Source organism: Novosphingobium pentaromativorans US6-1 (assembly GCF_000767465.1).
In the GTDB taxonomy this organism is placed as follows: Bacteria; Pseudomonadota; Alphaproteobacteria; order Sphingomonadales; family Sphingomonadaceae; genus Novosphingobium; species Novosphingobium pentaromativorans.
In genome coordinates, this window is sequence record NZ_CP009291.1 from 3807606 (window position 1) to 3827389 (window position 19784).

Here is a 19784-nt window from a genome sequence, read left to right on the forward strand (position 1 = left end):
ATTTCTACGGACGACTACATGCTGTCCCAGATACTCGCCTTGTTCAGCGAGACGATCTCGAAGGCCCGCGATGTAGCGTCTACCTCGTCGTCATGCTTCGCGACCGGGAAGCCCTCAAGGGCATTGAACCATCCGTCGTTCCATACCCCACGCAGAACATCCACGTTGCCCGCCTCTGCCTGAGCAGAAAACGGCCCGAAGCGCGTCGCCTTATCGCCTGTCTCGGTTGAATAGCGAACGGTGTACCCGCTCAGCATCTTCACGAGCTGGGCGACCTGGCTCTTACCTGCCTGACCCGGATCTTGCGGCAGTGAGATTTCGACGGAATGCCCGTCCTCGGACGCTGTGTTGAGGATAAAGCGCTCCATGCCAGCGGGACTGGTCCTCGTCGTGCGGCAATCTGTCACGATGTACCGGCCATCTGGCGTGCGGCCAATCCGAACCGATGCGAGGAAGTCAGGGTCTGGGTTGTCGGGAGTCGGTATCGTTGCCGCCAGGTCGTAGCCACGCCCCCATACTGTTCCGGCCGGCACCGCATCGACGACACGGCACCATGATCGCTGGAAGTACAAGCCAGCTGCGGGTCGGATCTTCCAGTTGCCGCCTAGCAGGCGCTCGCGCTCGACCAGCGGCAGGGCGAGCAGCGACGCCATGTAGCCCGGGTCGGCTGCCATTAGCGCCTTGTTGTCCGTCAGCTTGGCAGGGATGAAGGTCAGCGACTTCGGCGGGATCGGAACTTGCTCGCCCGCGTCGTTGATCATGGTGTAGCATGCGAGCTCGTCGGGGCTGTCTGCCCACTTGAGGTCTTCGCCAACGCGAACGAACCAGCGCAGCACGCCGGACCGTTCCGGAATCGGCAGACCAGTGTCCTGATCGATCCACCATGCGATGAGTTCGGCGACCCAACTGTCTGCGTCAGGGTTGCAGGTCGCGCGGATGTAGGGCCGCACGCCGCACATCGAGCGGTTGCGGCTGACCATGTACCAGAACTGGACCGCGCTGAAGTGCGTGAGCTCGTCGAAGCAGATCAGTGGGATCTGCGAGCCCTGCCAGTTGAAGCGGGTCTTATCGTGCTCCAGGTGGGCGAAGCTGACCGACGCGCCGGTCGGGAAGTCCCACGAGAGCACATGCTCTTTCGGGCTGCCTCCGATCTGCGGATACAGGACGGCGCTCTCGTCCCATAGGCCGCCCTCGTTGCGGATCTGGACCGTCGACCGGCGGAAGAAGACCGCACCGAAACCGGGATTGCCGATGTGCCGCAGGGGCTCCATGAGCAGGCCCCAGGTCTTCCCACCGCCAGCGCCGCCACCGTAGATGACGATATCGGCGGGAGAGGAAAGGAACTCGGTCTGGGGACCCGGCTGCGGCTTGATCGTGGTTTCGGTGATCGGCGGGCCGCCGTTGTGGCCTATGCCGGGAGTGATCGAGGTGTGGGCATTCACAGGTGGATGCGATCCTCACGCAGCGCTTCCGCGACACGGCGCAGGTAGGCGTAGTGCATCCCCGCCCGGCCGTCCTTCGGGAGCAGGCCTTCGATCATGCGGGCGGCCACCAAGTGCGGCGCGCTGTCGAAGCACCGACCGTCCATGGTGCATCGGCCTTGGTCCGAGCAGGATGGTGCGTATCCTTCGCACGCGAGGATAGCATTGCCGAAGCGTACCGAATCGGCGCCGTGGCGTAGGTCGCGCTCGGTGACTTTGACCTTCACCCATCATCTCCGTTGGCAACCGTGACGACTACCTCAAAGCGAACTCCATCCATCGTGAAGCCCCACTTGGCCTGCGTGCCGGGCAATACCTTGTGGCCTACCTTCACGCGGTCAGCCATCTCGGCGACCTTCATGCCGATTGCGCATGCGTCATCGAAACTCAGGATTCCATCATCCTCAGTCATGCATCCCTCCCATTGTCCGGTAGCGCGAAGATCGCCACAGCAGGTGCAGCGGCAGGCAGATCCTTCCCGTCCTTGCCGGTGTGTTCACGCCGGTTTGTAAATGAGTTGCCTTCCTCCATTGCTGCTTGCTTTGCGGCATCTAGTACGAGGGCAAGGTTCCCCATCTCCTCCGCCTTCTCACCAACGCGTTGGATGACGCGTAGCCGGGTGGATCGATGCGCCCAACCAATGTGAGCTGTGTTTGTGATGAAGCCGTCGCGGGTCGCTTCGAATATCGCCTTGAGCTTTTTCGATAGGCTTTGCCCTGCGCGCTTTGTTGGGTCGTATTTCTCGACCTGTTGGCGCGAAATCTTCAAGCCAAATTCCTGGTTGACGGCCTTCACTACTGTGCCTGGGCTGTCGAAACAGGCAACAGACTGAACGATAAAGATTTTCACGTTGTCAGGGAGTCTCGTTCCATTCATTTTTCAGTCAACCCAGCATCAACTTGCGCCATGATTTTACGAAACTGTTCGCCCGCCTTTCGCTCGGCGATACGATTGGACTTCATACTAGCCTCTACTTCTTTGTCCTTGGCGCACAGGAGAGATCGCGCGCTGCGTGCCAAGCTCTGGAACAGATCAGCCCGTTCTTCTTTCGTCATGTCATCCAACATATCCAAAGGAACTGATGGATCTGCATTCTCGAATACGGCGAGTGACCACTGCACCGAAGCATGGAACCGCTCGACATCGCCGAGCTGGCCCGGTCCGATATTAGTCAGGCGATGCTTGGCTGCCTGGATGATTCGCCGCTCGATCGAATACGCGTGGCCCTCACTCAGGCCATCCATCACGACAGCTACGATGAGCGGAGAGCCCGACGCAGCTATGGATCGCAGTCGTTCTGCCTTCGCAAGGTTCGGCTCTTTCCCTTTCAGGGCAAGCGGCATGTGACTGAGGGCACGTTTGCCTTTCCCCTTGCCGATATAGAACGGGAAACCGGTGCGAGGATCGGCAAGCACATAGACATAGAAGCCTCTTTCCGCTCCGAAACCGCGATATGGCAGACCAGCGAAATCGAACGCAGCCGCCAAGGTTTGACCATCCGCTAACGCGGCGGCGAAGCGATCTACAGCCTCCGTCATGCCGCGGCGCGCAGGCATGTGCCGCACGCTCCTGCGATTGATGCCCGGCCAATGGTGGGCCCGCGCTGCGCGGCGTCGACCATCGCCGTGACCTCTGCAGCCCCTGCGCCGTACCGCTCTACGACGCCTACGAACTGCTCGACGTCGTGGCCCCGGATCTGGAATTGCGGCCGTCCGTCGCGACCGAATGCGGGCATGCCGTATTTGTCGAGCTTTTGGGCGCAGTGATAAAGCTCATGCTCAATAAGGGCGCAGAAGGTCGGATCATCCATTCCGGACGCAGCCGGCGCGCTGAACGTCAGCAGGAAATCGGGCATCCCGTCGAACCATTCTTCGATCTGCTGAATTGCCCGGGCCTTCTGCCATTTGCCCATCGCCATGGGGGGCATGATCTCCGCCTGGCCGATTACTGAGCGCATGTTCCGGCTGTTGTTGCAGTTGGTCCAAAGGACGCCAAGGTGGGCTTCCTGTAGATGGGCGTGCTCGTGATTGTAGAGCGGGCTTGCCTCGTCGAGGAACGTGGTGCGGATCCAGCTGAGCAGGTCAGGCGCAGGCACGAACCGGTCAAGCATCTCGATGTCCGAGAAGGTGGCGAGCTCTTCGGGTGGGTGTGGCCTCACAGCATCTTCTCCGAACCAGTTCGCCGAGCGAGCAGGAAATCCGAGCTCACTGTCTCTCCCAGGTCGGGCCATGAAATCGACAGGCCGTCGCCTGCGATTTCGAATCCGTCCAATTGCCCGGCCTTGGCCGCGTTGAGGATTGGGAACCACTCGAGCGGGGCGCAGAGGAGCCGACCGTCGCCGAGCTCGACGCACAGGGACCGGCGCTCGAAGCGCACATCGCAAATCGTGTGATCAAGCGGCACAATCATTCTTCACCTCTCGAAGCCTTAGTCGGTACTCACGGCGGCGCTTGATCAGGTCGCAGCCTCCACATTCCTGCACCCAGCGCTTGTTGCAGTCGGTGCGCGATCCGAAGACCGTTTCCACCCCGCGCCATCCCCAGCGGATGAAGACTTCGGGAAAGCCTGCGGGCGGCGGTTTGCGACGAGTGGCGGCAGTGGCCATTTCAATTTCCCCCATTGCTGCAAAGGTGGCGGCGACGGCGGTTGAGGGTCCACATCCAGATGTCTTTCGGAAGGACCGTGACGACGGCGCCGTGATCGATGACGATGCGCTGTCCGGTACCGAGCTTCACGAAGGGCGCGCCGATTTCGGCTGCCTTCTCGACGGCTGCGGTGGAGAGGGCCGCGCGGGCTTCGTCCTCGGTTACCGGGCGAACTCGCTCCTGGAAGCGCTGAACGGCATGGCGCGTGATCCGGATCATGAGATCGGCTCCTCGGTTACCGGATGCTGCTGGCGCCAGTTGAAACGCCGGCGCTCGTCTTCGCGGATCTCATCTTCACGGGCGCGGCGGGCGGCGGACACCTGTTCGTCGTCTGTGAGCATAGGAATGCCCGCGCTACCGACGATCCAAATCAGGCCTTTACCTTGGGCGGCAAGCTCAGCATTGCGCCAGGCGCAGTAAGCGTGAGGATCCGAATATCCGTTGGGGCACTGGTCCATCACGCGGCGTCCCCTTCAGCCCATTCGAGGCGCCCGCCACGCTCCACGATCCATCCACGGTTCAGGCCCATGCGTCGCAGGCTCGGCATCAGTGTTTCAGGGTCCGGCAACGGCAGTTCCGAGAGGGGCGGCACCTCAGCGACGGGGGCTACAAGGCGAAGCGCTGGCGGCACCTTCGGGCGGTTATACCAGGCGAGCTCTTCGCGAGTTTCCTTCACGATCGCGGGCACGATCTGCGAGTGATGCGTGCAGGTTTGGCGGGCCGCACGGCAGCCTGCCTCGAAAATATGGAGCGGAATGTGTGCCACGGCTTCGAACGCAACTTCGAGCCAATCCGCCGTTTCCTGAGCAGTCATCCCTACTGGACGGACCAGAGCAAGGCTGGCTGACAGCATGGCGACCATCGTGACTTCAGCTTCATCTTCCACTGATTGCGATCCTCTTTTCTTGCTCCTGACGCGACGCTCGACGGCGGGCGGCGATCTCCGCGCCGATCTCGCTGACGGCTGCGCGCTGCGGACGCTGTTCCATGGGTTGCGGCGCCTGACCGGCCGCACGTTGCTGTTCGGCTTGCAGGGCCTTGGTGACCCACTCGACAGGGTTAGATGGCTGGGCGGTCTGACAGCGGGCCAGAACGGCGAGCACGGATCCGTCGGAATAGGTCTTCCGCCAACGGCCGATGATCGAACGGGCATTGCGGTCGTCGTGACCGGTGGCCTTGAGGATCGTCAGACCGGTGCGAAAAATGATCGCGCAGGCATCCAGAGCAAGAAGATCCGGCGCGCCGCGCCCGTCACCGTCAGGTGACGGAATATCTCTTGTTCCCTTGTTCCCTTGTTCTTTTATGTCCCGCTTCTGTCCCAACTCTGTCCCATTTTGCGGTTCAGATGCTGTCCCAGCTTCCGGGGAGAAGTCTTGATATTTTCTGTAATTACATACAGTTATGATAAGTCTATCTGTCCCAGAGCTTGTCCCGCGCGCTGTCCCGGTTTTTGCACGGGTCAAGTTCACCATGCCTTCAAGTTCAAGGCGCTTGAGAAAGCGATCCGCTGTAGACTTGGACCAACCCCACTGCTCCGCCAGTTCACGGATCGAATAGGAAAGCTGACCACGCTCCAGAGTGATCATCTTTCCGCCGACGTCGAACGGTGCGGACTTCCAGCAGGCCTTCGCCACGATCCAGAACCACGCACGGAACTTCTCCCCATCCTTAAGGAGGGGATGTTCCAGGGCTCCACGGTCCAAGGCGATAAAGCCGCTCACAGGCTGATCTCGACCTTTCCCGGAGCCTCAGGCTCGCAGAAGACGAAGGATGGCACGAAGCGGCGATCGTTGACCTTCAGGGCATCGGCGATGCCGTCGAAGATCGGCTTCATGCGGTTGGGAAAGTTGGTGCGGTCACTGCGCCTGTCAGGCGGATAGAAGCGCACGACGATCTTGATGTCGCCATCCGCCGGTACTTCGACCTTTGCCTCCAGCGCGGCTGCGAAGGCCCATGCGCGCCACTTGCGAGTGACGGTGGCCTTGCGGCGCCAATGACCATTACTGTGACCAGATAAGGAAGCAGGAGGGAAAGGCATGGTGATGAGCGTCACGAAGCTCTCCCATGATTAGGATGATAGCCATGTGCGGATTGAGCTGTTCGGCGGGCTGCAACAGCATCATCGAATGCATCAAAGTACCCGATATGCGTTTGAGGCCGAGTGCCTATATAAGCGCGCCACTTTCCCTTCGAACGAGAGAAGCACACGCCGATTACGCCGCTGCGATTGTGAGCGGGAATCGCAAGGTTCCGCTTGTTCTCGGCAGACGTTACGGCCCGCAAATTCAATGCGGCATTATTGGTTTTATCACCATCGATGTGGTCGATTTCACAATCAGGATCGTGGCCGGTGTAAAGAGCAAACGCAATCCGATGAGCGCGGTAGCGCTTGCTATTGATGATGCCGTGCAAATAGCCACGAATCAGTGTCGAAAACGCCGGAGTGCCAGAGAATTGGGTATTCCATGACGCTGCGGACGCCTCGCTACGGAAGTGGGATGCTGGTCGACGCCGCCATGTCATCAATCCTGTTCTGGGATCGATTGATATGGCTGCGCGCAGCACGTCGATGGATGGTAGCGGACATCTTCTCATCGCTGTGCTCATGTAAACAACGCCTCCCGAAGTGCTTCGGAGCCACGCATCATCATAAGTCGATAATCGATGTCAGCGCGCTCGATGTGATCGAGTTCTTCGGTGACGGGTTCGGCCTCGGCCGCCTTGATCTTGTCCTGCTCACGCCTGAGCCGCAGACGGGCGCGATTGCGTTCCTGAGCAGCGGCCTTCACGGCAGCGTAGTCGGACATGGCGAGGGGCGTCATGTCGATCCCGACAGAAGGCCGCCAGCCAGTATCGGCAAGGAATGGCTCGCAATGCTCGGCATAAGCTCGCATTGCGTCCATGAGGGGGGCTAGGTTCGGAAATATGCGCTCATATGTCGGGATCTGTCTCACGCCATTGATGACGCTGGAGTGGTCGCGACCGCCGACGAAAGCCCCGATCTCCGGGAAAGAGAAACCCTGGTCGCGAGAGACAGCGTAAACAGCGAAGCGGACCGCGATGTACTCGCGCTTGCGACTGGCGCCCCGGATGTGGTGCTCGCTGACGCCAGTCAGGCGCGAGGCGATCGTAATGATGTCAGCAACACGCGCCATCAGATCGCCTCCCAATCGATTGGAGGTAGGTCATGACCCTTGCCCCGCAGGTCAGCGCGGATCTTGTTCGTCATGTCTCGAACGAGCGCGCGGCTCTTGTCGTGGCGCACCTGCCCAAGAGCCCGGCCAGCTTCACTTGCACTGGCCCGAACAGGTTCACGCCTTCGGAAGATGCTGAACATTATGATGAAACTCCAAGCGGGAGGTCCAACTGCATTCCGAGAGCGCCACAGTAGGTATCCAGGAGTGCGTCCATCTCCCGGCGCGCATCATCCTGCATCTTGCGCAGTTTGATCACCTTTCGCACGATCTTCGGATCGTATCCGACCGCTTTCATCTCCGCGAAAACGTCTCGGATATCCTCTCCGATTCCCTTTCGCTCTTCTTCGAGTCGCTCCACCCGTTCGACGAGCAGCTTCAAGCGTTCATCGATGTTGCTCATGCCACCGCCCTGAGCCGTATGGCCCGGTTGCGTAGTTCCTCACGCTCGCATGGTGAAAGCTCACGACCAGCAGGGCTATCGACGTGATGCGCCTTGCCCTTCGCTTCAAGGAAGCTGCGAGCCTCGTCCTCGATGTCGTCGTAGTCGAGGCCATCGGGCTTGTGGAATGCGACCTGGCCGACCGGTGCAAGCCACTCCGAGGTGAACTCCGGCCCGAGGAACGACATGAGGGAAAGCATTGCGCCCATGTCGAGCGGTCGGTGGTCGGGGTGGCCGGAACGATAGGACCGGAAGCAGTCGATACGGCGATGCGAAATGCCGGTCGCTCGCTCTACCTGCTTGGAGGTGTAGCGGCGCCCGCGGCCGACGAACAGGTTCAACGCCGAGGCGAACGCGTTCTCAGATTGTTCGCGGGAGAAAAGCGGAGACAAATCCGCTGAGTGGTTCTCAGTCATGGGATACACCCCGATCATGGAAAGGAGAAAAAACACCCGCGACGGTCTGAAAAGCAGGGCGGTTCACATTGCCGTGCACCGTCGCGGGCAGGTTGGCCGCTGCGAGGGGATTGCAGCGGTTCGGAGAAGTGTGGCCGGCACGACTTGTGACGCTACCGGCCTGCGACCCGCTGGGCGGGATTGTCTCAGTGATTTCGGAAAGGCCCCCCATTGCCTGCATGGATCAGGACGCGCCTTTGAGCGCGAAGTATACTGCAGCCCCAGCGAGGCAGAGCATGATGACGCAGAAGGCGAAGGTGAGGTCGGACATCGGTCAGCCTCCCAAGCCTTCGTCGAGATCGATCGGACCACGAATGGCCTTGCCGATCAAAATCCCCAGCCCGAAGGCGAAGGTCAGCCAACTAAGGCCGATGCCGGTCGCGATGGCGATGCTCTGGGCGGCGGTCATGCTGCGGCCTTCGTGTCGCTGGCGTTGCGAACATGCGGCTCGATCTTGCGCAGGACATCCAACGTAGGATTCCAGTCGTCTCGGTCGCATCCAAGTAGGGTGTTGCGGTGAAGGCCAGTCAGCCGTGCGAGCTTCGCCTTGGAGTTTCCGGGTGCCCCCAGCCACTCGCGAATGTCGATGATGAGGTTCTCAACCATGGCCTCGACAAAAGCATATCAGAATATGCTTTGCAAGGACAGAATGCATACCGCAATATGCGATCGTATTGCTACTCGCGACGAATGGAAAAGACGCCGGACGAAAGACGCGCTATCCTGCGCAAATATATTTCGGACAACCGACTGAAGGTCGCGCCGTGGGCGAAGTCTGCAGGTGTCGATAAGAATTCGATCTACAATTTCCTGAATGGTCATAGCCAAGCGCTCGATCCAATGACCTACGCTAAGCTTGCCAGGGCATCTCGCGTGCCCTCATGGAAGCTTTCGGGCGAGACGCCGGAGCCGCCGTCGCCAACGGCAATTTGGGTTATTGGGAAGGTGCAGGCAGGGGTTTTCGTAGACGCCGTGGAATGGGATCAATCCGACTGGTACGCGATCGACGTCCCCGTGCCTCCGCGCTTTCGGTCGAAGGCAAAAGCGCTGCTGGTAGCAGGCTCATCCATGGACCTGGAGTACAAGGAAGGTTCGATCGTGATTTGGGTGGATATGCTCGACTTCCGTCCGCCCCAGCACGGCGATCACGTGATTGCGTTCGCCTATGACCATCATCGCGAGGTTGAAGCCACTGTGAAGGAGCTTCGCATCAGCGAAGATGGCAAGCGCTGGCTTTGGCCCCGCAGTTCAAAGCCTGAATTTCAGGCGCCGATCTGTGTCGATGATCTTCCGCCTGACATTATTGATGTCGAGGTGAAAGGGATTGTCATCGGTGATTACCGCCCCCGCGTGAACTGAATTTCGTGAAAAATTCGAATGACCCGAGTACCCTTTGGTGGATTCTCTGGTGAGCTGGTGAGAAACAGGCATAGGGCAAGATAGCCCTGCCGTAGCAGAAGCTATCCCGCACCTGTTTGAAGCTGTCGTACCCTTCGGAGCCATCCCCCGGAGCCGCTGTATGCTTCACAGGCCCGAACGTAGCTCGCCAGCTCGTCGGTCGGTCGTTTCTTCACGGAGGCAGCTTTCGCTGTGCGTTCCTCCGGCGTGGCTTGGGCATCGACCTTTCGGGCTACCCTTCTTGCGCATCCACGCGCCCCGGCATACAAGTCTCGCGTCGTAGCCGCCGGTCATCGCAACCCTAGCTACGCGCACGCCCCAGATCCGCAGCAACGGGTCTGGGGCAACTTGTTTCTGCACATCCCTACACCTCAGCACAAGTTGCGCGTCAGGTTTATGCACATCCTGATGTGCTGATCGTGATTCGGCCCAGCGCAAGAGCAAAAGCATATTGAGATGTGCTTTTTCTCTTGCGCGGCATATCAGGATATGCTTTTTAGAACTCCATCAGCCCGACGGTGAGCCGCAAGCGCAGACCCCGAAGGCTTCAGGCATCACGCCATGGAGGTTTCCTTGCAAATCACCACGATAACCGCAGAGAAGTCCGCAGACGCGCACCTTCCTGCCACCTTCTTCCCGCCCTATGCGGTCAATGCGCTCCGTGAAGCGCTGACCGAGGCGGAATACATCGTCGCCAAGGACAATGACCTGGCTGTCGAGCAGCGTGCCGGTTTCGTGATCGAGCGCTGCGAGTACGCGATCTGCCGTCTCCGTGACGCGCTGGATCGCGCTGACGGCAGGGCTTGGATTGCCGCGCAGTTGGCGGGGAGGGCGCAGTAATGCCCGGCACCCGTCAAACCGCGCGGCTGTTGAATGCCAGTGCATCCGATCTGCACTTCGCTCTCGGCAAGTCGCTGTCTCAAGGTCAGCACACGTTCCACGCAGGCGATCACAACTATGACGCCGATGTGCGGCGCTTCGACGGTCTGGCACTCGAATGCACGGTGCGTCGGATCAATGTGCCGGAGGTTCCCGCCAGCGCAGCCGCGATTGATGCTGACTGGCTCGAAACCGAGCGCCTTCTCGACGAAGTCTTCCGCGAGTTCCGGCCGCTTCTCGCCACTGGAAATCAGGCTCACAAGGCTGCTTACCGCGCAGCGTGCCGGAAGGTCATAGACCGATGAACCGCACGCTCTCCGGCAAGCCCGCCATGCGCGAGGCCCGTCGCCAGCACGTCCATGGGCCGCTGCAAGCGCTCAACGACGATAACCTCTGGCGTTCCATCTACTCCGGCTTGGTCTGGTCGAACGCTGCCATGTGGGGCGTTGCCGCTGTGATCGCCGCTTTCGTCATTTCTCACTGAGGGAGCCGGGAGCGGCCAACAACCGCCCCGGTCAGTTTCCATGAATGCTCAGACCCCAATCGAAGCTGCGACTGACGCTAACGTGCCGGCTGTCTACATGGCGATTTCGAACGTCATGGAGCAAATGTCCAAGGAAGGCATCGGCAAGGGCCGGCGCAACACGCAGCAGGGCTACAACTTCCGCGGCATCGACGACGTGTATAACACGCTCTGCGGCGTCCTGGCTTCGAACCGCCTGATGATGCTCCCGTTTATGGTCAATATGGTGCGGGAGGAACGTCCGACGCAGAAGGGCGGCGTCCTCAATTACACGATCCTGACTGTCGACTTCAAACTCGTGTCGGCTCTGGATGGATCGAGCGACACTGTGCGCATGGTCGGTGAGGCCATGGATAGCGCCGACAAGAGCAGCAACAAGGCTCAATCGGCAGCGATGAAGTACGCTGCACTTCAAGTATTCATGATCCCGACGGAGGGCGACAACGACGCAGACGCGACCACGCATGAGGTCGCTCCACGCAGGCAGCGCCAAGATGCGCCGGAGCGCATCAGCCCGGCTCAATGGTCGCGGGTTATCTCGTTGCTCGAAAGCACCAATTCGAGCGCCGACGCCATACTCAAGCACTTCAAGGTCAAAGACTTGAAGCACCTGACCGCCCCCCAGGCGATCAAGGCCATCAACCAGCTCGAAGACAAGCTCGCCGACATGGCGAAGGAAGAAACCAACCGCGCCGGTCAAACCGACGGCGGTGGCTTCGACGACATCAACGACAGCGACATCCCATTCTGAGGAGCCCCATCATGTTGACCCATTACAACTCAAGCAGCGGCCCGAAGGAAATCGCCAAAATGCCGCTGTCCTACGCCAAGAATGCGCGCAACAAGCTGCAGCGCAATGAACCGGAACGCGCCGACGAAATCGAGGCGCTGACCGCTCACGTCGACAAGCTCGAAGCCGAGGCCACTGAGAAGGCACTGGCCGGCGAGGCTCCTGTGCGCGACGGCCCGGCCCCCAAGGGTGACAACGGCGGCCCTGATCTGGATGAGCCAGCGCCTCTTCTCAAGGGCCGCGCTGCCATCGATGCACATGTCGATGACCTGCTGTCCGAGGCCTCGAACTGGGCCGACGGCTTTGTCATCGCCAATCAAGATCAAGCCGATGCTGTGGGGCGCCTCATGCGCCAGCTGCAGCAAGCCGCCAAGCTGGTGGACGATGCCGCCGCCGAGGAAAAGAAACCGCACAACGACGCTATTGCCGAAATTGCGACCTGGCAGAACGGCTATACGTCGAAGGGCAAGAAGACCATTGCCGATGGCAAGCTGACGAAGGCCATTCTCGCGACCGGCAACATGTCGACGGCATGGCTCAACAAGCTGGACGATGAACGCCGCCAGCGTGAACAGGAGGCCGCAGCCGCCGCTGCCAAAGCGGCACAAGAGGCAATCTCGGCCCGCGAAGAGGCGAAGACCTCCACCGATCTGGCCGAAATGGAAAAGGCCGACGACCTGCTCGCCGGTGCAGAAGCCCTGATCAAGCAGGCCAAGGGCGTCAGCAAGGAGCGAGTGTCGGCAGGAGGAGGGGAGGGCGTCCGCGCGCTCGGCCTGCGCTCCACATGGCATGCCGAGATCACCGACCAGAAGGCCGCTCTCCTGCACTACCTCAAGGCGCAGCCCGAGGCCTTCCAGTCGCTCATCCAGGAGCTGGCCGAGCGTGACGCCCGCAATGAGGCCACTCGCCGCACCATCCCCGGCGTGAAGTTCATCGAAACCAAGAGGGCCGCATAATGTCCGAGATCAAGTTCGCCCGTAATTATGGACTCGCCCCTGCCGCGCCGTTCTGGCTCGTCTGGAATGAAGACGGCTTCGCTCCTCGCTTCAAGCACCCGAACCTTGCGTCGGCGGAATGCGAGGCCGCGCGCCTGGCTTCCGAAAACCCCGGCACCGCGTTCCATGTGCTTGGCGTGCTCTCGACTATCACTACGAGCGCCGAGATCGTCGGAACCCGCTTCGACCCGATGCGCGATCCCCCCGTGGCCATCGAGGACATTGCGCCACCGCCGCCGGAGGAAGCCTCCCCGGTACCGGCGTTCCTCGCCGATGATTGTGAGCAGCCATTCTGATGGCAAGCCCTCATCATCATCCCGATTGCCCGCGCTGCAAAGGGCAGGGCTTCTACCTTCGCCGCGAGGGGCGCGGATACTACCGTGACGGTAGCTTCGGCCACAACGATTGGCAGGATTGCGACTGCTATCCGCACATGCCGGTCGATCGCCTTCCCGCCGCCGTCGATCCGACGCCACGCGTAGACCTTAAGATTTTTGGAAGGACGTCAGCATAATGGCCAGCGTCAACAAGGTAATCCTCGTCGGCAACCTCGGCGCTGACCCTGAGGTGAAGTCTTTCCAGAACGGTGGCCGCATCGCGTTGATGCGTATCGCGACCTCGGAAAGCTGGAAGGACCGCAACACTGGCGAGCGCCAGGAGCGGACCGAGTGGCACAGCATTTCGGTCCAGTCGGAAGGTCTGGTCGGAGTGGTCGAGCGGTACCTTCGCAAGGGATCGAAGATCTACGTCGAGGGCCAGCTCCGCACCCGCAAGTGGCAGGACCAGAACGGCAATGACCGCTACTCGACCGAAGTCGTGCTTGCCGGTCCGCGCGCGGTGCTGGTCATGCTGGACGGCGCGCAGGGCAACGGCGGCGGCCGTGACGACTGGGGCGGCAATCAGCAGCGCCGCGGGACATCACGGGGGCACGGGCAGCGCGAAGGCGACCGCGAACTCTACAATTCCGCAAAGGGTGGCTGGCAAGACGATCAGTCCCGTGGAGGCGGTGGCCGCAACGACTGGGGCAACGACGGCGGTTTTGGCGACGACCTCGACGACGATATTCCATTCATCACTGATCGGAGCATCTGGTAATGGCGCTCCCAGCCCGCATCGCGAAGCAGCGCAACCGGTCAGAGCGCTGGCGCTCACCGGCGCACTGTAACTTCGTCCGCTCACATCACTGCGTCGTCCCCGGCTGCGATAGCATGCCGATCGAGGTCGCCCACGTCCGTGGCGGTTCTGATGCGGGAATGGGACGCAAGCCGAGCGACTGGTTCACCGTAAGCCTCTGCAGGGATCATCATGCCGAGCAGCACCGCATCGGCGAAGGGCCCTTCGAGCGCCTCCACGGCATCGACTTTCACGCGCTGGCCGCCGAGTTCGCCACAGCGAGCCCGAAAGCAGCGGAAATCCGTATCGAACAGATGGAGCGCCGCAATGTCTGCTGATCGCCCGCCACTCATGTTTGAAACCCGCTTGGGCATGCTTCGTCCCGCGAACCGAGCTGCCGAAGAAGCGATGCGCGAGATCAAGGGCAAGGTGCGCGTCGAGATCAAGGGCGGCGTCGCCAACCAGCGCCGTCGCGGCCTGTATTGGTCCGTCGCAGCACTGGTTGCGCCGCTACTCAACGATATGCATGGCCTCACGCTCGACGAGCAGGATCTCCACGACATCACCCGGGACAAGCTCCGGGTTTACGATGAGCAAGTCCTACCATCCGGCGAGGTCTACCGCCGCCGTCGCTCGACCAGCAATCGCGCGATGAATGAGGCCGAGCGCGCCGAGTTCACCACGAAGGCCCTCCACCTGTGGAGCACATGGACCGGCGTCGCGGTGGAAACCCTGCACACGGAGGCCCGCGATGCAGCTTAATGAAGAATGGCGGGATATCCCTGGCTACCCCGGTTATCAGATTTCGAGCGTCGGACGCGCCCGCAGTAACCGCACCGGTTCTTGGCGTATCCTTAAGCCTAGGATGAGCAAAGGATATTTGCGAATCCATACGTCTATCAACGGGAAGGCCCAGAATCTCGGAATCCACCGGGCGATTTGCTTAGCCTTTCATGGCGAGCCCGGTCCCGACATGCTGGCGGCCCACAACGACGGCGACCGATTGCACAACGAGGTGTCTAACCTTCGTTGGGCCACTCAGGCTGAAAACGCCGAGGATCGCGGGAAGCATGGAAATCCTTACACAGGATCCAACAATCCCCATGCGAAGCTGTCTGTTGACGACGTAGCCGAAATCTTGAGCAGTTCCGAAAGCGGCCCTGTTTTGGCGCGCCGCTTCGGTGTCAGCCGCACTCAGATCTGCCGCATCCGAAATCGGAAGAGTTGGCAAGCCGTGGACGTCACGACACTCCGGCAGGAGGCAATGCAACATGCAGCGTGATGCCGGTGCGCTGCACCTCACTTACGACGAGGCCGAGAAGGTCGCAGCTTATGTCGTCCGGGTCTGGCCCGGCGCGACCGGCCTGTCTGAGGCCCCGAAGGTCGAGAAGGTGGCCGACCTGATCCAGCTTACGCTGCGCAAATCCCGCGAAGTGATCGCTGAACGAGAGGAGAGCGCCGCATGAGCTGGTCTCCGCAACAGGATGCCGCGATCCGCAATGTTCGTGGATGGCTCGCCGACAAGGCCAGTCCGCAGGTATTTCGCCTGTTCGGCTATGCGGGAACCGGCAAGACGACGCTCGCGAAAGAGCTCGCCGATTCCGTCAAGGGCAAGGTCCTCTATGCCACCTTCACCGGCAAGGCGGCGCTGGTCCTGCGGAAGAAGGGCTGCGAAGACGCTTCGACTATCCATTCCCTGATCTACCGCGTCGAGATCGACGAGCGAACTGGCGAGGCAGAGTTCAAGCTCAACGATGAGAGCGACCTCGCGGGAGCTGCTCTGCTGATCGTCGACGAGGTGTCGATGGTCGGCGAGGATTTGGCGCGCGATCTGCTCAGCTTCGGTACGCGGATCCTTGTCCTTGGCGATCCGGCCCAGCTTCCGCCGGTCAAGGACGAAGGCTTCTTCATCAACGCAGAGCCGGACGTCATGCTGACCGAGGTTCATCGGCAGGCGCAGGACAATCCAATCATCCGCATGTCTATGGACATACGAGATGGCAAGCGCCTGACGCCGGGCACTTACGGGAACAGCCTGATCGCGCGTTCGCGCGAACTTGGCCGGGAACGCTTGGGCGAGCTTGTGCTCGGCGCGGACCAGTTGCTGTGCGGCCTGAACCGGACGCGCACTTCGTACAATCAGCGCGTCAGGTCCATGAAGGGCCTCGCTGGCTCTCGCCGTCCATGGCACCCGACCGTCGGCGACCGGCTGATCTGCCTCCGCAACGACAAGACCAAGCACCTTTTCAACGGCGGCCTTTGGGATGCCGAGTCAATTGAGGACCTGGGCGGAAAGCTCGGGATCACTGTCAACTCGCTCGATGAAAAGCGCGATCCATTGAAGGTCGAGGTCTTCGAGGAGTTCTTCAACGGGACCGAGCAGACCATCCCTTGGCAGGAGAAGCGTGGCTCGCAGGAGTTCACCTTCGGATGGGCGATTACATGCCACAAGAGCCAAGGTTCTCAGTGGGATAACGTCATAATCTTCGACGAGTCCGGAGCTTTTCGCGATGCGAAGAAGAACTGGCTGTACACCGCGGTCACGCGCGCGGCCGAGCAAGTCACGGTGATCGTATGAACGAGCACCTTTCCCCCATCAACGATGCCCCGCGCGACGGCAGCTACGTCCGCATTGCGCGCCCTTCCGGCGGCTTCGTCCTCACTTACTGGGTCCGCGATGCCTGGCGTTACGCCAATGGCTGCGAGCTCAATTTCGAACCGACCCACTTTCTTCCGATGGAGAGCAACGCATGAACCTCCTCGAACAGGCCACCGACTGGACCAATCAGACTTGGCAGGAACGCCTCGAAATGTGTGCTTCCGCGCTCTACGTCCATGCCCTCATGCCTAGCGCTGACCATCAGCGCACGCTGAACCGCATTGCGGCCCGCGCTGAAATCCAGCGAGCAGAGAATGCCAAGACCTCCCCGGTCACCGAGGAAGGCCAGCCGCGCGGGGTGATGGCATGAGCGGGAAGCATCCAGAGACGTTCACCGTCAAGGCATGGGCTGTAAACGCGATCAAGTTCATCGACGATCGTGGGCTCACTCGCGAGTTCAGTGATTGGTGCGGCGGGTGGCCGTGCCCTGTGAAGCCGGAGATGGTGTCCGCCGCGCCTGAGCTGCTCAACCTCCTCGCTGAAGCTGATCGCCGCATTGCGTGGGAAAGCGTTGGCCTGGGCAACACCTTCTCCGATCGCGTCGAAGCCGCCATCGCCAAGGCGGAGGGCAGGGCATGAGCGGGCAGCATACAACCGGACCTTGGCGCAAGTCTGGCGCAGCCATGGACGGCTTTCGTCCCATCATGGCGCCGGGCGGCGTGATTGTGGCGCTGATCTCTACGTTTTTTGGGAGAAAAGCCGACGAGGATCTGATCGCCGCCGCGCCTGAGCTTTACGCTGAGCTTTTCCTTGCCCGCGACGAGGTCGCCGAGAAGCGCGACGTAATTTTCGATTGCCACACGATAGGTGGTGATCCTGACACGCTGGAAGACGAAGCAAGGCCGGATCTCGAACACCTCGACGCACAGTTAGCTCGCATCGATTCAGCGCTCGCCAAGGCGAGGGGGGAAGCATGACCGACCTGCGCAACGACCCGGAGTTCCTGCGCTATTATGCGCAAGTCCTGATCCGCGAGGCTGTTGCGCGCGAATGGCAGGGCGATCCCAGCTTTCGCGAATTCCTGATCGCTGGTGCCGAGCGCGCCAAGCGGGAAGCCGCTGCCATTGAGGCGGCCAAACCCGACCAGATGGACCTTTTCGGAGCAGCCGCATGAAGAACAAGCTCACCGACCTCAACGATCACCTGTTCATGCAGCTCGAGCGCCTGGGCGACGAGGACATGGACGCTGACAAGATCGAGCAGGAGGCCAAGCGCGCCGACGCGATGGTCCAGGTCGCAGACCAGATCATCCGCAACGCCGACCTTCAACTCAAGGCCGCAAATCTCATCGCCAGCCACGGCGACCGCTTCCGGCCCATGCTCCCCATGATCGGAAAGACCGATGCCGAAGGGTAAGTTCATCCCCTACAGCGCCGCCGAATTGGACTGGCTTGAGGAGCACCGCTCGATGGTCATCAGCGACTATCACCGCGCGTTCGTCGCCGAGTTTGCGCGCGATGATGTCACCGCCGGCCATCTGCACGCACTTCGCAAGCGGAAGGGCTGGAAGACTGGCCGCACCGGGCATTTCGCCAAGGGGCAGGAGCCGATGAACAAGGGCAAGAAGTGTGCGCCCGGCACTGGCGGGCTGCACCCGAACGCGCGCCGCACGCAGTTCAAGAAAGGCGAGCGTAAGGGTGTTGCGGTCAAGCTCTACAAGCCGGTGGGCGCAGAACGCCTGAGCAAGAACGGCTATCGCGAGCGCAAGATCCACGATGACATGCCGCTGCAATCGCGTTGGCGCGCGGTACACCTGATCGAATGGGAAGCCGCCAACGGACCTGTTCCGGAAGGCTATTGCCTCAAGTGCTTGGGCGACAAGCTCAACACCGATCCGAGCAATTGGGAGCTGATCTCGCGGGCGCTTCTGCCCCGTCTCGCTGGCGGCAATCGCTACCGGCATGTGCTGGCCTACGATGACGCTCCCGACGAACTCAAGCCAGCAGTCCTCGCGGTGGCAAAGGTCGAGCACGCGGCGCGGGAGGCTCGCAAGTCATGACCGGGCAGGAATCGAACCCGCCAGCGCATAATCGCTTTGGACACGACCTGGCTCCACACAGCCGCGCTCCACAAACCAGTGGCGGCGCGCCCGATAACACTGATTTCGTTTCGAATTCCAGTGGCAAGCGCAACACCTGGCCCTTCGGCACCATGCGCCCGTTCTCCTACGGCGCGCTCTTGGTCGATCCCCCGTGGCACTTCCGGAACTTCAGCGGGAAGGGCGAGGGCAAGAACCCGACGGCGCACTACCAGTGCATGTCGCTCGACGACATCGCCGCGCTTCCCGTTGCGCACCTCGCTGCACCGGACTGCGCCATGTTCATGTGGGCGACGGCGCCGCTTCTGCCTGAAGCGATCGAGGTCATGAATGCGTGGGGCTTTGTCTACAAGTCGGGCGCGGCCTGGGCGAAGCAGTCGACCACTGGCGCGAAGTGGGCCTTCGGGACGGGCTACGTGTTCCGCTCGGCAGCCGAGTTCCTGATCGTTGGAACGGTCGGCCAGCCGCGGGTGCAGTCGCGCAGCGTGCGCAACCTGATCGTCGCGCCAGTCCGCGAGCACAGCCGCAAGCCTGACAGCCAGTACGAGATGGTCGAGGCCCTCTACGCCGGGCCCTACGCCGAGATTTTCAGCCGCACGAACCGCCCGGGCTGGGACAGCTGGGGCGATGAGGCGGGCAAGTTTGATGAGGTGGCAGCATGAGCTACGCGACTATGGACCACGCCAGATGGGTGGAGTCCAACAACCACTATGCCAACCTCGCCGGGAAGAACCGGAAACGTTACAAGCCAGCTCCGGAGAAGCTCACCCAGTTCCAGGCTAAGGTGATCGAAATCTGCGGCATGGTCGGCGGCGGGATCTACAATGCCCCGATCAATTGGGAGCGCGTTAATTGGGGCGCGCCAGGCTCGAACGGTCACCATTCCGGAATGTTTGTGCCGTGGCGTGATGGCCGCATGGCGACGTTCGATAGCGGCGCCCTGACGATGCTCGTCCTGCTCGCACACGAGGCGCGCATCCGTGTCGAGATTCGCGCAAAGGCGTGGGGCCACATGGAGCTCTCGTTCTTTCAACGCGGCCATGACGGCGGAATTGCCGGCAGACATCCCAACATCGACGAGGCAGTTGCGAGCTTTCGCCGTTACCTGCCTGAGGATCATCGCATCCGATACCAGATGCCAGCCGATGAGGTGGCTTGTGGCTGATCGCGCA

41 protein-coding genes are annotated in these 19784 nt (G+C 61.2%); 22 read left to right on the forward strand and 19 right to left on the reverse strand.

Annotated elements, in window-relative coordinates; all coding sequences use genetic code 11:
• Positions 1-14: 14 nt before the first annotated feature.
• The 19 genes from terL to JI59_RS27140 all read right to left on the reverse strand — a co-directional run bounded on the left by terL (position 15) and on the right by JI59_RS27140 (position 8823).
• Positions 15-1442 (reverse strand): phage terminase large subunit, encoded by a 1428-nt coding sequence (terL, locus tag JI59_RS17895; protein WP_007011240.1) that lies wholly within the window; start codon positions 1440-1442, stop codon positions 15-17.
• The gene (locus JI59_RS17900; protein ID WP_038576550.1) at positions 1439-1708 is read right to left on the reverse strand and encodes a hypothetical protein; all 270 of its coding nucleotides are present in this window, start codon (positions 1706-1708) and stop codon (positions 1439-1441) included. The genes terL and JI59_RS17900 overlap by 4 nt, the downstream gene beginning before the upstream one ends.
• Positions 1705-1893, reverse strand: a complete 189-nt coding sequence (locus JI59_RS17905) for a hypothetical protein (RefSeq protein WP_007011238.1) — start codon at positions 1891-1893, stop codon at positions 1705-1707. The genes JI59_RS17900 and JI59_RS17905 overlap by 4 nt, the downstream gene beginning before the upstream one ends.
• Entirely contained in the window at positions 1890-2357 is a 468-nt protein-coding gene (locus tag JI59_RS17910) for a DUF2280 domain-containing protein (protein ID WP_038576552.1), read from the reverse strand. Before JI59_RS17910 ends, JI59_RS17905 begins: the two co-directional genes overlap by 4 nt.
• Positions 2354-3037: a GIY-YIG nuclease family protein gene (locus tag JI59_RS26835; protein ID WP_138921234.1), complete on the reverse strand. Its 684-nt coding sequence runs from the start codon at positions 3035-3037 to the stop codon at positions 2354-2356. The genes JI59_RS17910 and JI59_RS26835 overlap by 4 nt, the downstream gene beginning before the upstream one ends.
• Entirely contained in the window at positions 3016-3639 is a 624-nt protein-coding gene (locus JI59_RS17925) for a putative metallopeptidase (protein ID WP_007011235.1), read from the reverse strand. The genes JI59_RS26835 and JI59_RS17925 overlap by 22 nt, the downstream gene beginning before the upstream one ends.
• Positions 3636-3890, reverse strand: a complete 255-nt coding sequence (locus tag JI59_RS17930) for a DUF2442 domain-containing protein (protein ID WP_007011234.1) — start codon at positions 3888-3890, stop codon at positions 3636-3638. Before JI59_RS17930 ends, JI59_RS17925 begins: the two co-directional genes overlap by 4 nt.
• A complete protein-coding gene (locus JI59_RS17935; RefSeq protein ID WP_007011233.1) occupies positions 3874-4086 on the reverse strand; it encodes a hypothetical protein in 213 nt (70 codons plus the stop codon). The genes JI59_RS17930 and JI59_RS17935 overlap by 17 nt, the downstream gene beginning before the upstream one ends.
• A gap of 1 nt (position 4087) precedes the next feature.
• The gene (locus JI59_RS17940; RefSeq protein ID WP_007011232.1) at positions 4088-4345 is read right to left on the reverse strand and encodes a hypothetical protein; all 258 of its coding nucleotides are present in this window, start codon (positions 4343-4345) and stop codon (positions 4088-4090) included.
• Positions 4342-4584, reverse strand: a complete 243-nt coding sequence (locus tag JI59_RS17945; protein ID WP_038576561.1) for a hypothetical protein — start codon at positions 4582-4584, stop codon at positions 4342-4344. Before JI59_RS17945 ends, JI59_RS17940 begins: the two co-directional genes overlap by 4 nt.
• Positions 4584-5012: a hypothetical protein gene (locus JI59_RS17950; RefSeq protein ID WP_007011230.1), complete on the reverse strand. Its 429-nt coding sequence runs from the start codon at positions 5010-5012 to the stop codon at positions 4584-4586. Before JI59_RS17950 ends, JI59_RS17945 begins: the two co-directional genes overlap by 1 nt.
• A complete protein-coding gene (locus JI59_RS17955; protein WP_038576566.1) occupies positions 5002-5847 on the reverse strand; it encodes a helix-turn-helix domain-containing protein in 846 nt (281 codons plus the stop codon). The genes JI59_RS17950 and JI59_RS17955 overlap by 11 nt, the downstream gene beginning before the upstream one ends.
• Positions 5844-6179 (reverse strand): RusA family crossover junction endodeoxyribonuclease, encoded by a 336-nt coding sequence (locus JI59_RS17960; protein ID WP_238532449.1) that lies wholly within the window; start codon positions 6177-6179, stop codon positions 5844-5846. Before JI59_RS17960 ends, JI59_RS17955 begins: the two co-directional genes overlap by 4 nt.
• Positions 6176-6733, reverse strand: a complete 558-nt coding sequence (locus JI59_RS28210; RefSeq protein ID WP_081473899.1) for an HNH endonuclease — start codon at positions 6731-6733, stop codon at positions 6176-6178. Before JI59_RS28210 ends, JI59_RS17960 begins: the two co-directional genes overlap by 4 nt.
• Positions 6730-7281: a helix-turn-helix domain-containing protein gene (locus JI59_RS17970; protein WP_007011226.1), complete on the reverse strand. Its 552-nt coding sequence runs from the start codon at positions 7279-7281 to the stop codon at positions 6730-6732. The genes JI59_RS28210 and JI59_RS17970 overlap by 4 nt, the downstream gene beginning before the upstream one ends.
• A gap of 181 nt (positions 7282-7462) precedes the next feature.
• Entirely contained in the window at positions 7463-7723 is a 261-nt protein-coding gene (locus JI59_RS17980) for a DUF2312 domain-containing protein (RefSeq protein ID WP_007011224.1), read from the reverse strand.
• On the reverse strand, positions 7720-8178 hold the full coding sequence (locus JI59_RS17985; protein ID WP_138921233.1) for a hypothetical protein: 459 nt from the start codon (positions 8176-8178) through the stop codon (positions 7720-7722). The genes JI59_RS17980 and JI59_RS17985 overlap by 4 nt, the downstream gene beginning before the upstream one ends.
• A 313-nt stretch (positions 8179-8491) precedes the next feature.
• Positions 8492-8626, reverse strand: coding sequence for a hypothetical protein (locus JI59_RS28025; protein ID WP_007011222.1), 135 nt, complete (start codon positions 8624-8626; stop codon positions 8492-8494).
• Positions 8623-8823, reverse strand: coding sequence for a helix-turn-helix domain-containing protein (locus JI59_RS27140; protein ID WP_007011221.1), 201 nt, complete (start codon positions 8821-8823; stop codon positions 8623-8625). The genes JI59_RS28025 and JI59_RS27140 overlap by 4 nt, the downstream gene beginning before the upstream one ends.
• 84 nt (positions 8824-8907) lie before the next feature.
• Here JI59_RS27140 and JI59_RS17995 point away from each other — a divergent pair, with 84 nt between their 5' ends.
• From JI59_RS17995 to JI59_RS18105, 22 genes are all read left to right on the forward strand, one after another.
• Positions 8908-9576 (forward strand): LexA family protein, encoded by a 669-nt coding sequence (locus JI59_RS17995; RefSeq protein WP_007011220.1) that lies wholly within the window; start codon positions 8908-8910, stop codon positions 9574-9576.
• Positions 9577-10188: 612 nt separating this feature from the next.
• The gene (locus JI59_RS18000) at positions 10189-10455 is read left to right on the forward strand and encodes a hypothetical protein (protein ID WP_138921231.1); all 267 of its coding nucleotides are present in this window, start codon (positions 10189-10191) and stop codon (positions 10453-10455) included.
• Positions 10455-10799, forward strand: a complete 345-nt coding sequence (locus JI59_RS18005) for a hypothetical protein (RefSeq protein WP_038576573.1) — start codon at positions 10455-10457, stop codon at positions 10797-10799. The genes JI59_RS18000 and JI59_RS18005 overlap by 1 nt, the downstream gene beginning before the upstream one ends.
• Positions 10796-10978 carry a hypothetical protein gene (locus JI59_RS18010; protein WP_007011218.1) on the forward strand — a complete coding sequence of 61 codons (183 nt, stop codon included), beginning with the start codon at positions 10796-10798 and terminating at the stop codon, positions 10976-10978. Before JI59_RS18005 ends, JI59_RS18010 begins: the two co-directional genes overlap by 4 nt.
• Before the next feature lie 97 nt (positions 10979-11075).
• A complete protein-coding gene (locus tag JI59_RS25740) occupies positions 11076-11768 on the forward strand; it encodes an ERF family protein (RefSeq protein ID WP_007011217.1) in 693 nt (230 codons plus the stop codon).
• A gap of 11 nt (positions 11769-11779) precedes the next feature.
• Positions 11780-12763 (forward strand): hypothetical protein, encoded by a 984-nt coding sequence (locus tag JI59_RS18020; protein WP_007011216.1) that lies wholly within the window; start codon positions 11780-11782, stop codon positions 12761-12763.
• Positions 12763-13098, forward strand: a complete 336-nt coding sequence (locus JI59_RS18025; RefSeq protein WP_007011215.1) for a hypothetical protein — start codon at positions 12763-12765, stop codon at positions 13096-13098. Before JI59_RS18020 ends, JI59_RS18025 begins: the two co-directional genes overlap by 1 nt.
• A gap of 217 nt (positions 13099-13315) precedes the next feature.
• Positions 13316-13897, forward strand: coding sequence for a single-stranded DNA-binding protein (gene ssb, locus JI59_RS18035; protein ID WP_007011213.1), 582 nt, complete (start codon positions 13316-13318; stop codon positions 13895-13897).
• Positions 13897-14253 (forward strand): DUF968 domain-containing protein, encoded by a 357-nt coding sequence (locus JI59_RS26250; protein ID WP_081473897.1) that lies wholly within the window; start codon positions 13897-13899, stop codon positions 14251-14253. Before ssb ends, JI59_RS26250 begins: the two co-directional genes overlap by 1 nt.
• 34 nt (positions 14254-14287) lie before the next feature.
• On the forward strand, positions 14288-14677 hold the full coding sequence (locus JI59_RS18045; RefSeq protein WP_007011211.1) for a hypothetical protein: 390 nt from the start codon (positions 14288-14290) through the stop codon (positions 14675-14677).
• The gene (locus JI59_RS26255; protein ID WP_160289742.1) at positions 14667-15197 is read left to right on the forward strand and encodes an NUMOD4 domain-containing protein; all 531 of its coding nucleotides are present in this window, start codon (positions 14667-14669) and stop codon (positions 15195-15197) included. The genes JI59_RS18045 and JI59_RS26255 overlap by 11 nt, the downstream gene beginning before the upstream one ends.
• Complete coding sequence (locus JI59_RS18055; protein WP_007011209.1) at positions 15187-15381, forward strand: hypothetical protein; 195 nt, start codon at positions 15187-15189, stop codon at positions 15379-15381. Before JI59_RS26255 ends, JI59_RS18055 begins: the two co-directional genes overlap by 11 nt.
• Entirely contained in the window at positions 15378-16493 is a 1116-nt protein-coding gene (locus JI59_RS18060) for an ATP-dependent DNA helicase (protein WP_007011208.1), read from the forward strand. Before JI59_RS18055 ends, JI59_RS18060 begins: the two co-directional genes overlap by 4 nt.
• A complete protein-coding gene (locus JI59_RS18065) occupies positions 16490-16669 on the forward strand; it encodes a hypothetical protein (RefSeq protein WP_007011207.1) in 180 nt (59 codons plus the stop codon). Before JI59_RS18060 ends, JI59_RS18065 begins: the two co-directional genes overlap by 4 nt.
• Positions 16666-16884 (forward strand): hypothetical protein, encoded by a 219-nt coding sequence (locus tag JI59_RS18070; RefSeq protein WP_007011206.1) that lies wholly within the window; start codon positions 16666-16668, stop codon positions 16882-16884. Before JI59_RS18065 ends, JI59_RS18070 begins: the two co-directional genes overlap by 4 nt.
• Entirely contained in the window at positions 16881-17153 is a 273-nt protein-coding gene (locus JI59_RS18075) for a hypothetical protein (RefSeq protein WP_038576584.1), read from the forward strand. The genes JI59_RS18070 and JI59_RS18075 overlap by 4 nt, the downstream gene beginning before the upstream one ends.
• Complete coding sequence (locus tag JI59_RS18080) at positions 17150-17491, forward strand: hypothetical protein (RefSeq protein WP_138921229.1); 342 nt, start codon at positions 17150-17152, stop codon at positions 17489-17491. Before JI59_RS18075 ends, JI59_RS18080 begins: the two co-directional genes overlap by 4 nt.
• A complete protein-coding gene (locus tag JI59_RS18085; protein WP_007011203.1) occupies positions 17488-17688 on the forward strand; it encodes a hypothetical protein in 201 nt (66 codons plus the stop codon). Before JI59_RS18080 ends, JI59_RS18085 begins: the two co-directional genes overlap by 4 nt.
• Positions 17685-17930, forward strand: a complete 246-nt coding sequence (locus JI59_RS18090) for a hypothetical protein (protein WP_007011202.1) — start codon at positions 17685-17687, stop codon at positions 17928-17930. Before JI59_RS18085 ends, JI59_RS18090 begins: the two co-directional genes overlap by 4 nt.
• Positions 17917-18573: an HNH endonuclease family protein gene (locus JI59_RS18095; protein WP_007011201.1), complete on the forward strand. Its 657-nt coding sequence runs from the start codon at positions 17917-17919 to the stop codon at positions 18571-18573. The genes JI59_RS18090 and JI59_RS18095 overlap by 14 nt, the downstream gene beginning before the upstream one ends.
• Positions 18570-19274, forward strand: coding sequence for an MT-A70 family methyltransferase (locus JI59_RS18100; RefSeq protein WP_007011200.1), 705 nt, complete (start codon positions 18570-18572; stop codon positions 19272-19274). The genes JI59_RS18095 and JI59_RS18100 overlap by 4 nt, the downstream gene beginning before the upstream one ends.
• Positions 19271-19777, forward strand: coding sequence for a hypothetical protein (locus tag JI59_RS18105; protein WP_038576587.1), 507 nt, complete (start codon positions 19271-19273; stop codon positions 19775-19777). The genes JI59_RS18100 and JI59_RS18105 overlap by 4 nt, the downstream gene beginning before the upstream one ends.
• Positions 19778-19784: the final 7 nt, after the last annotated feature.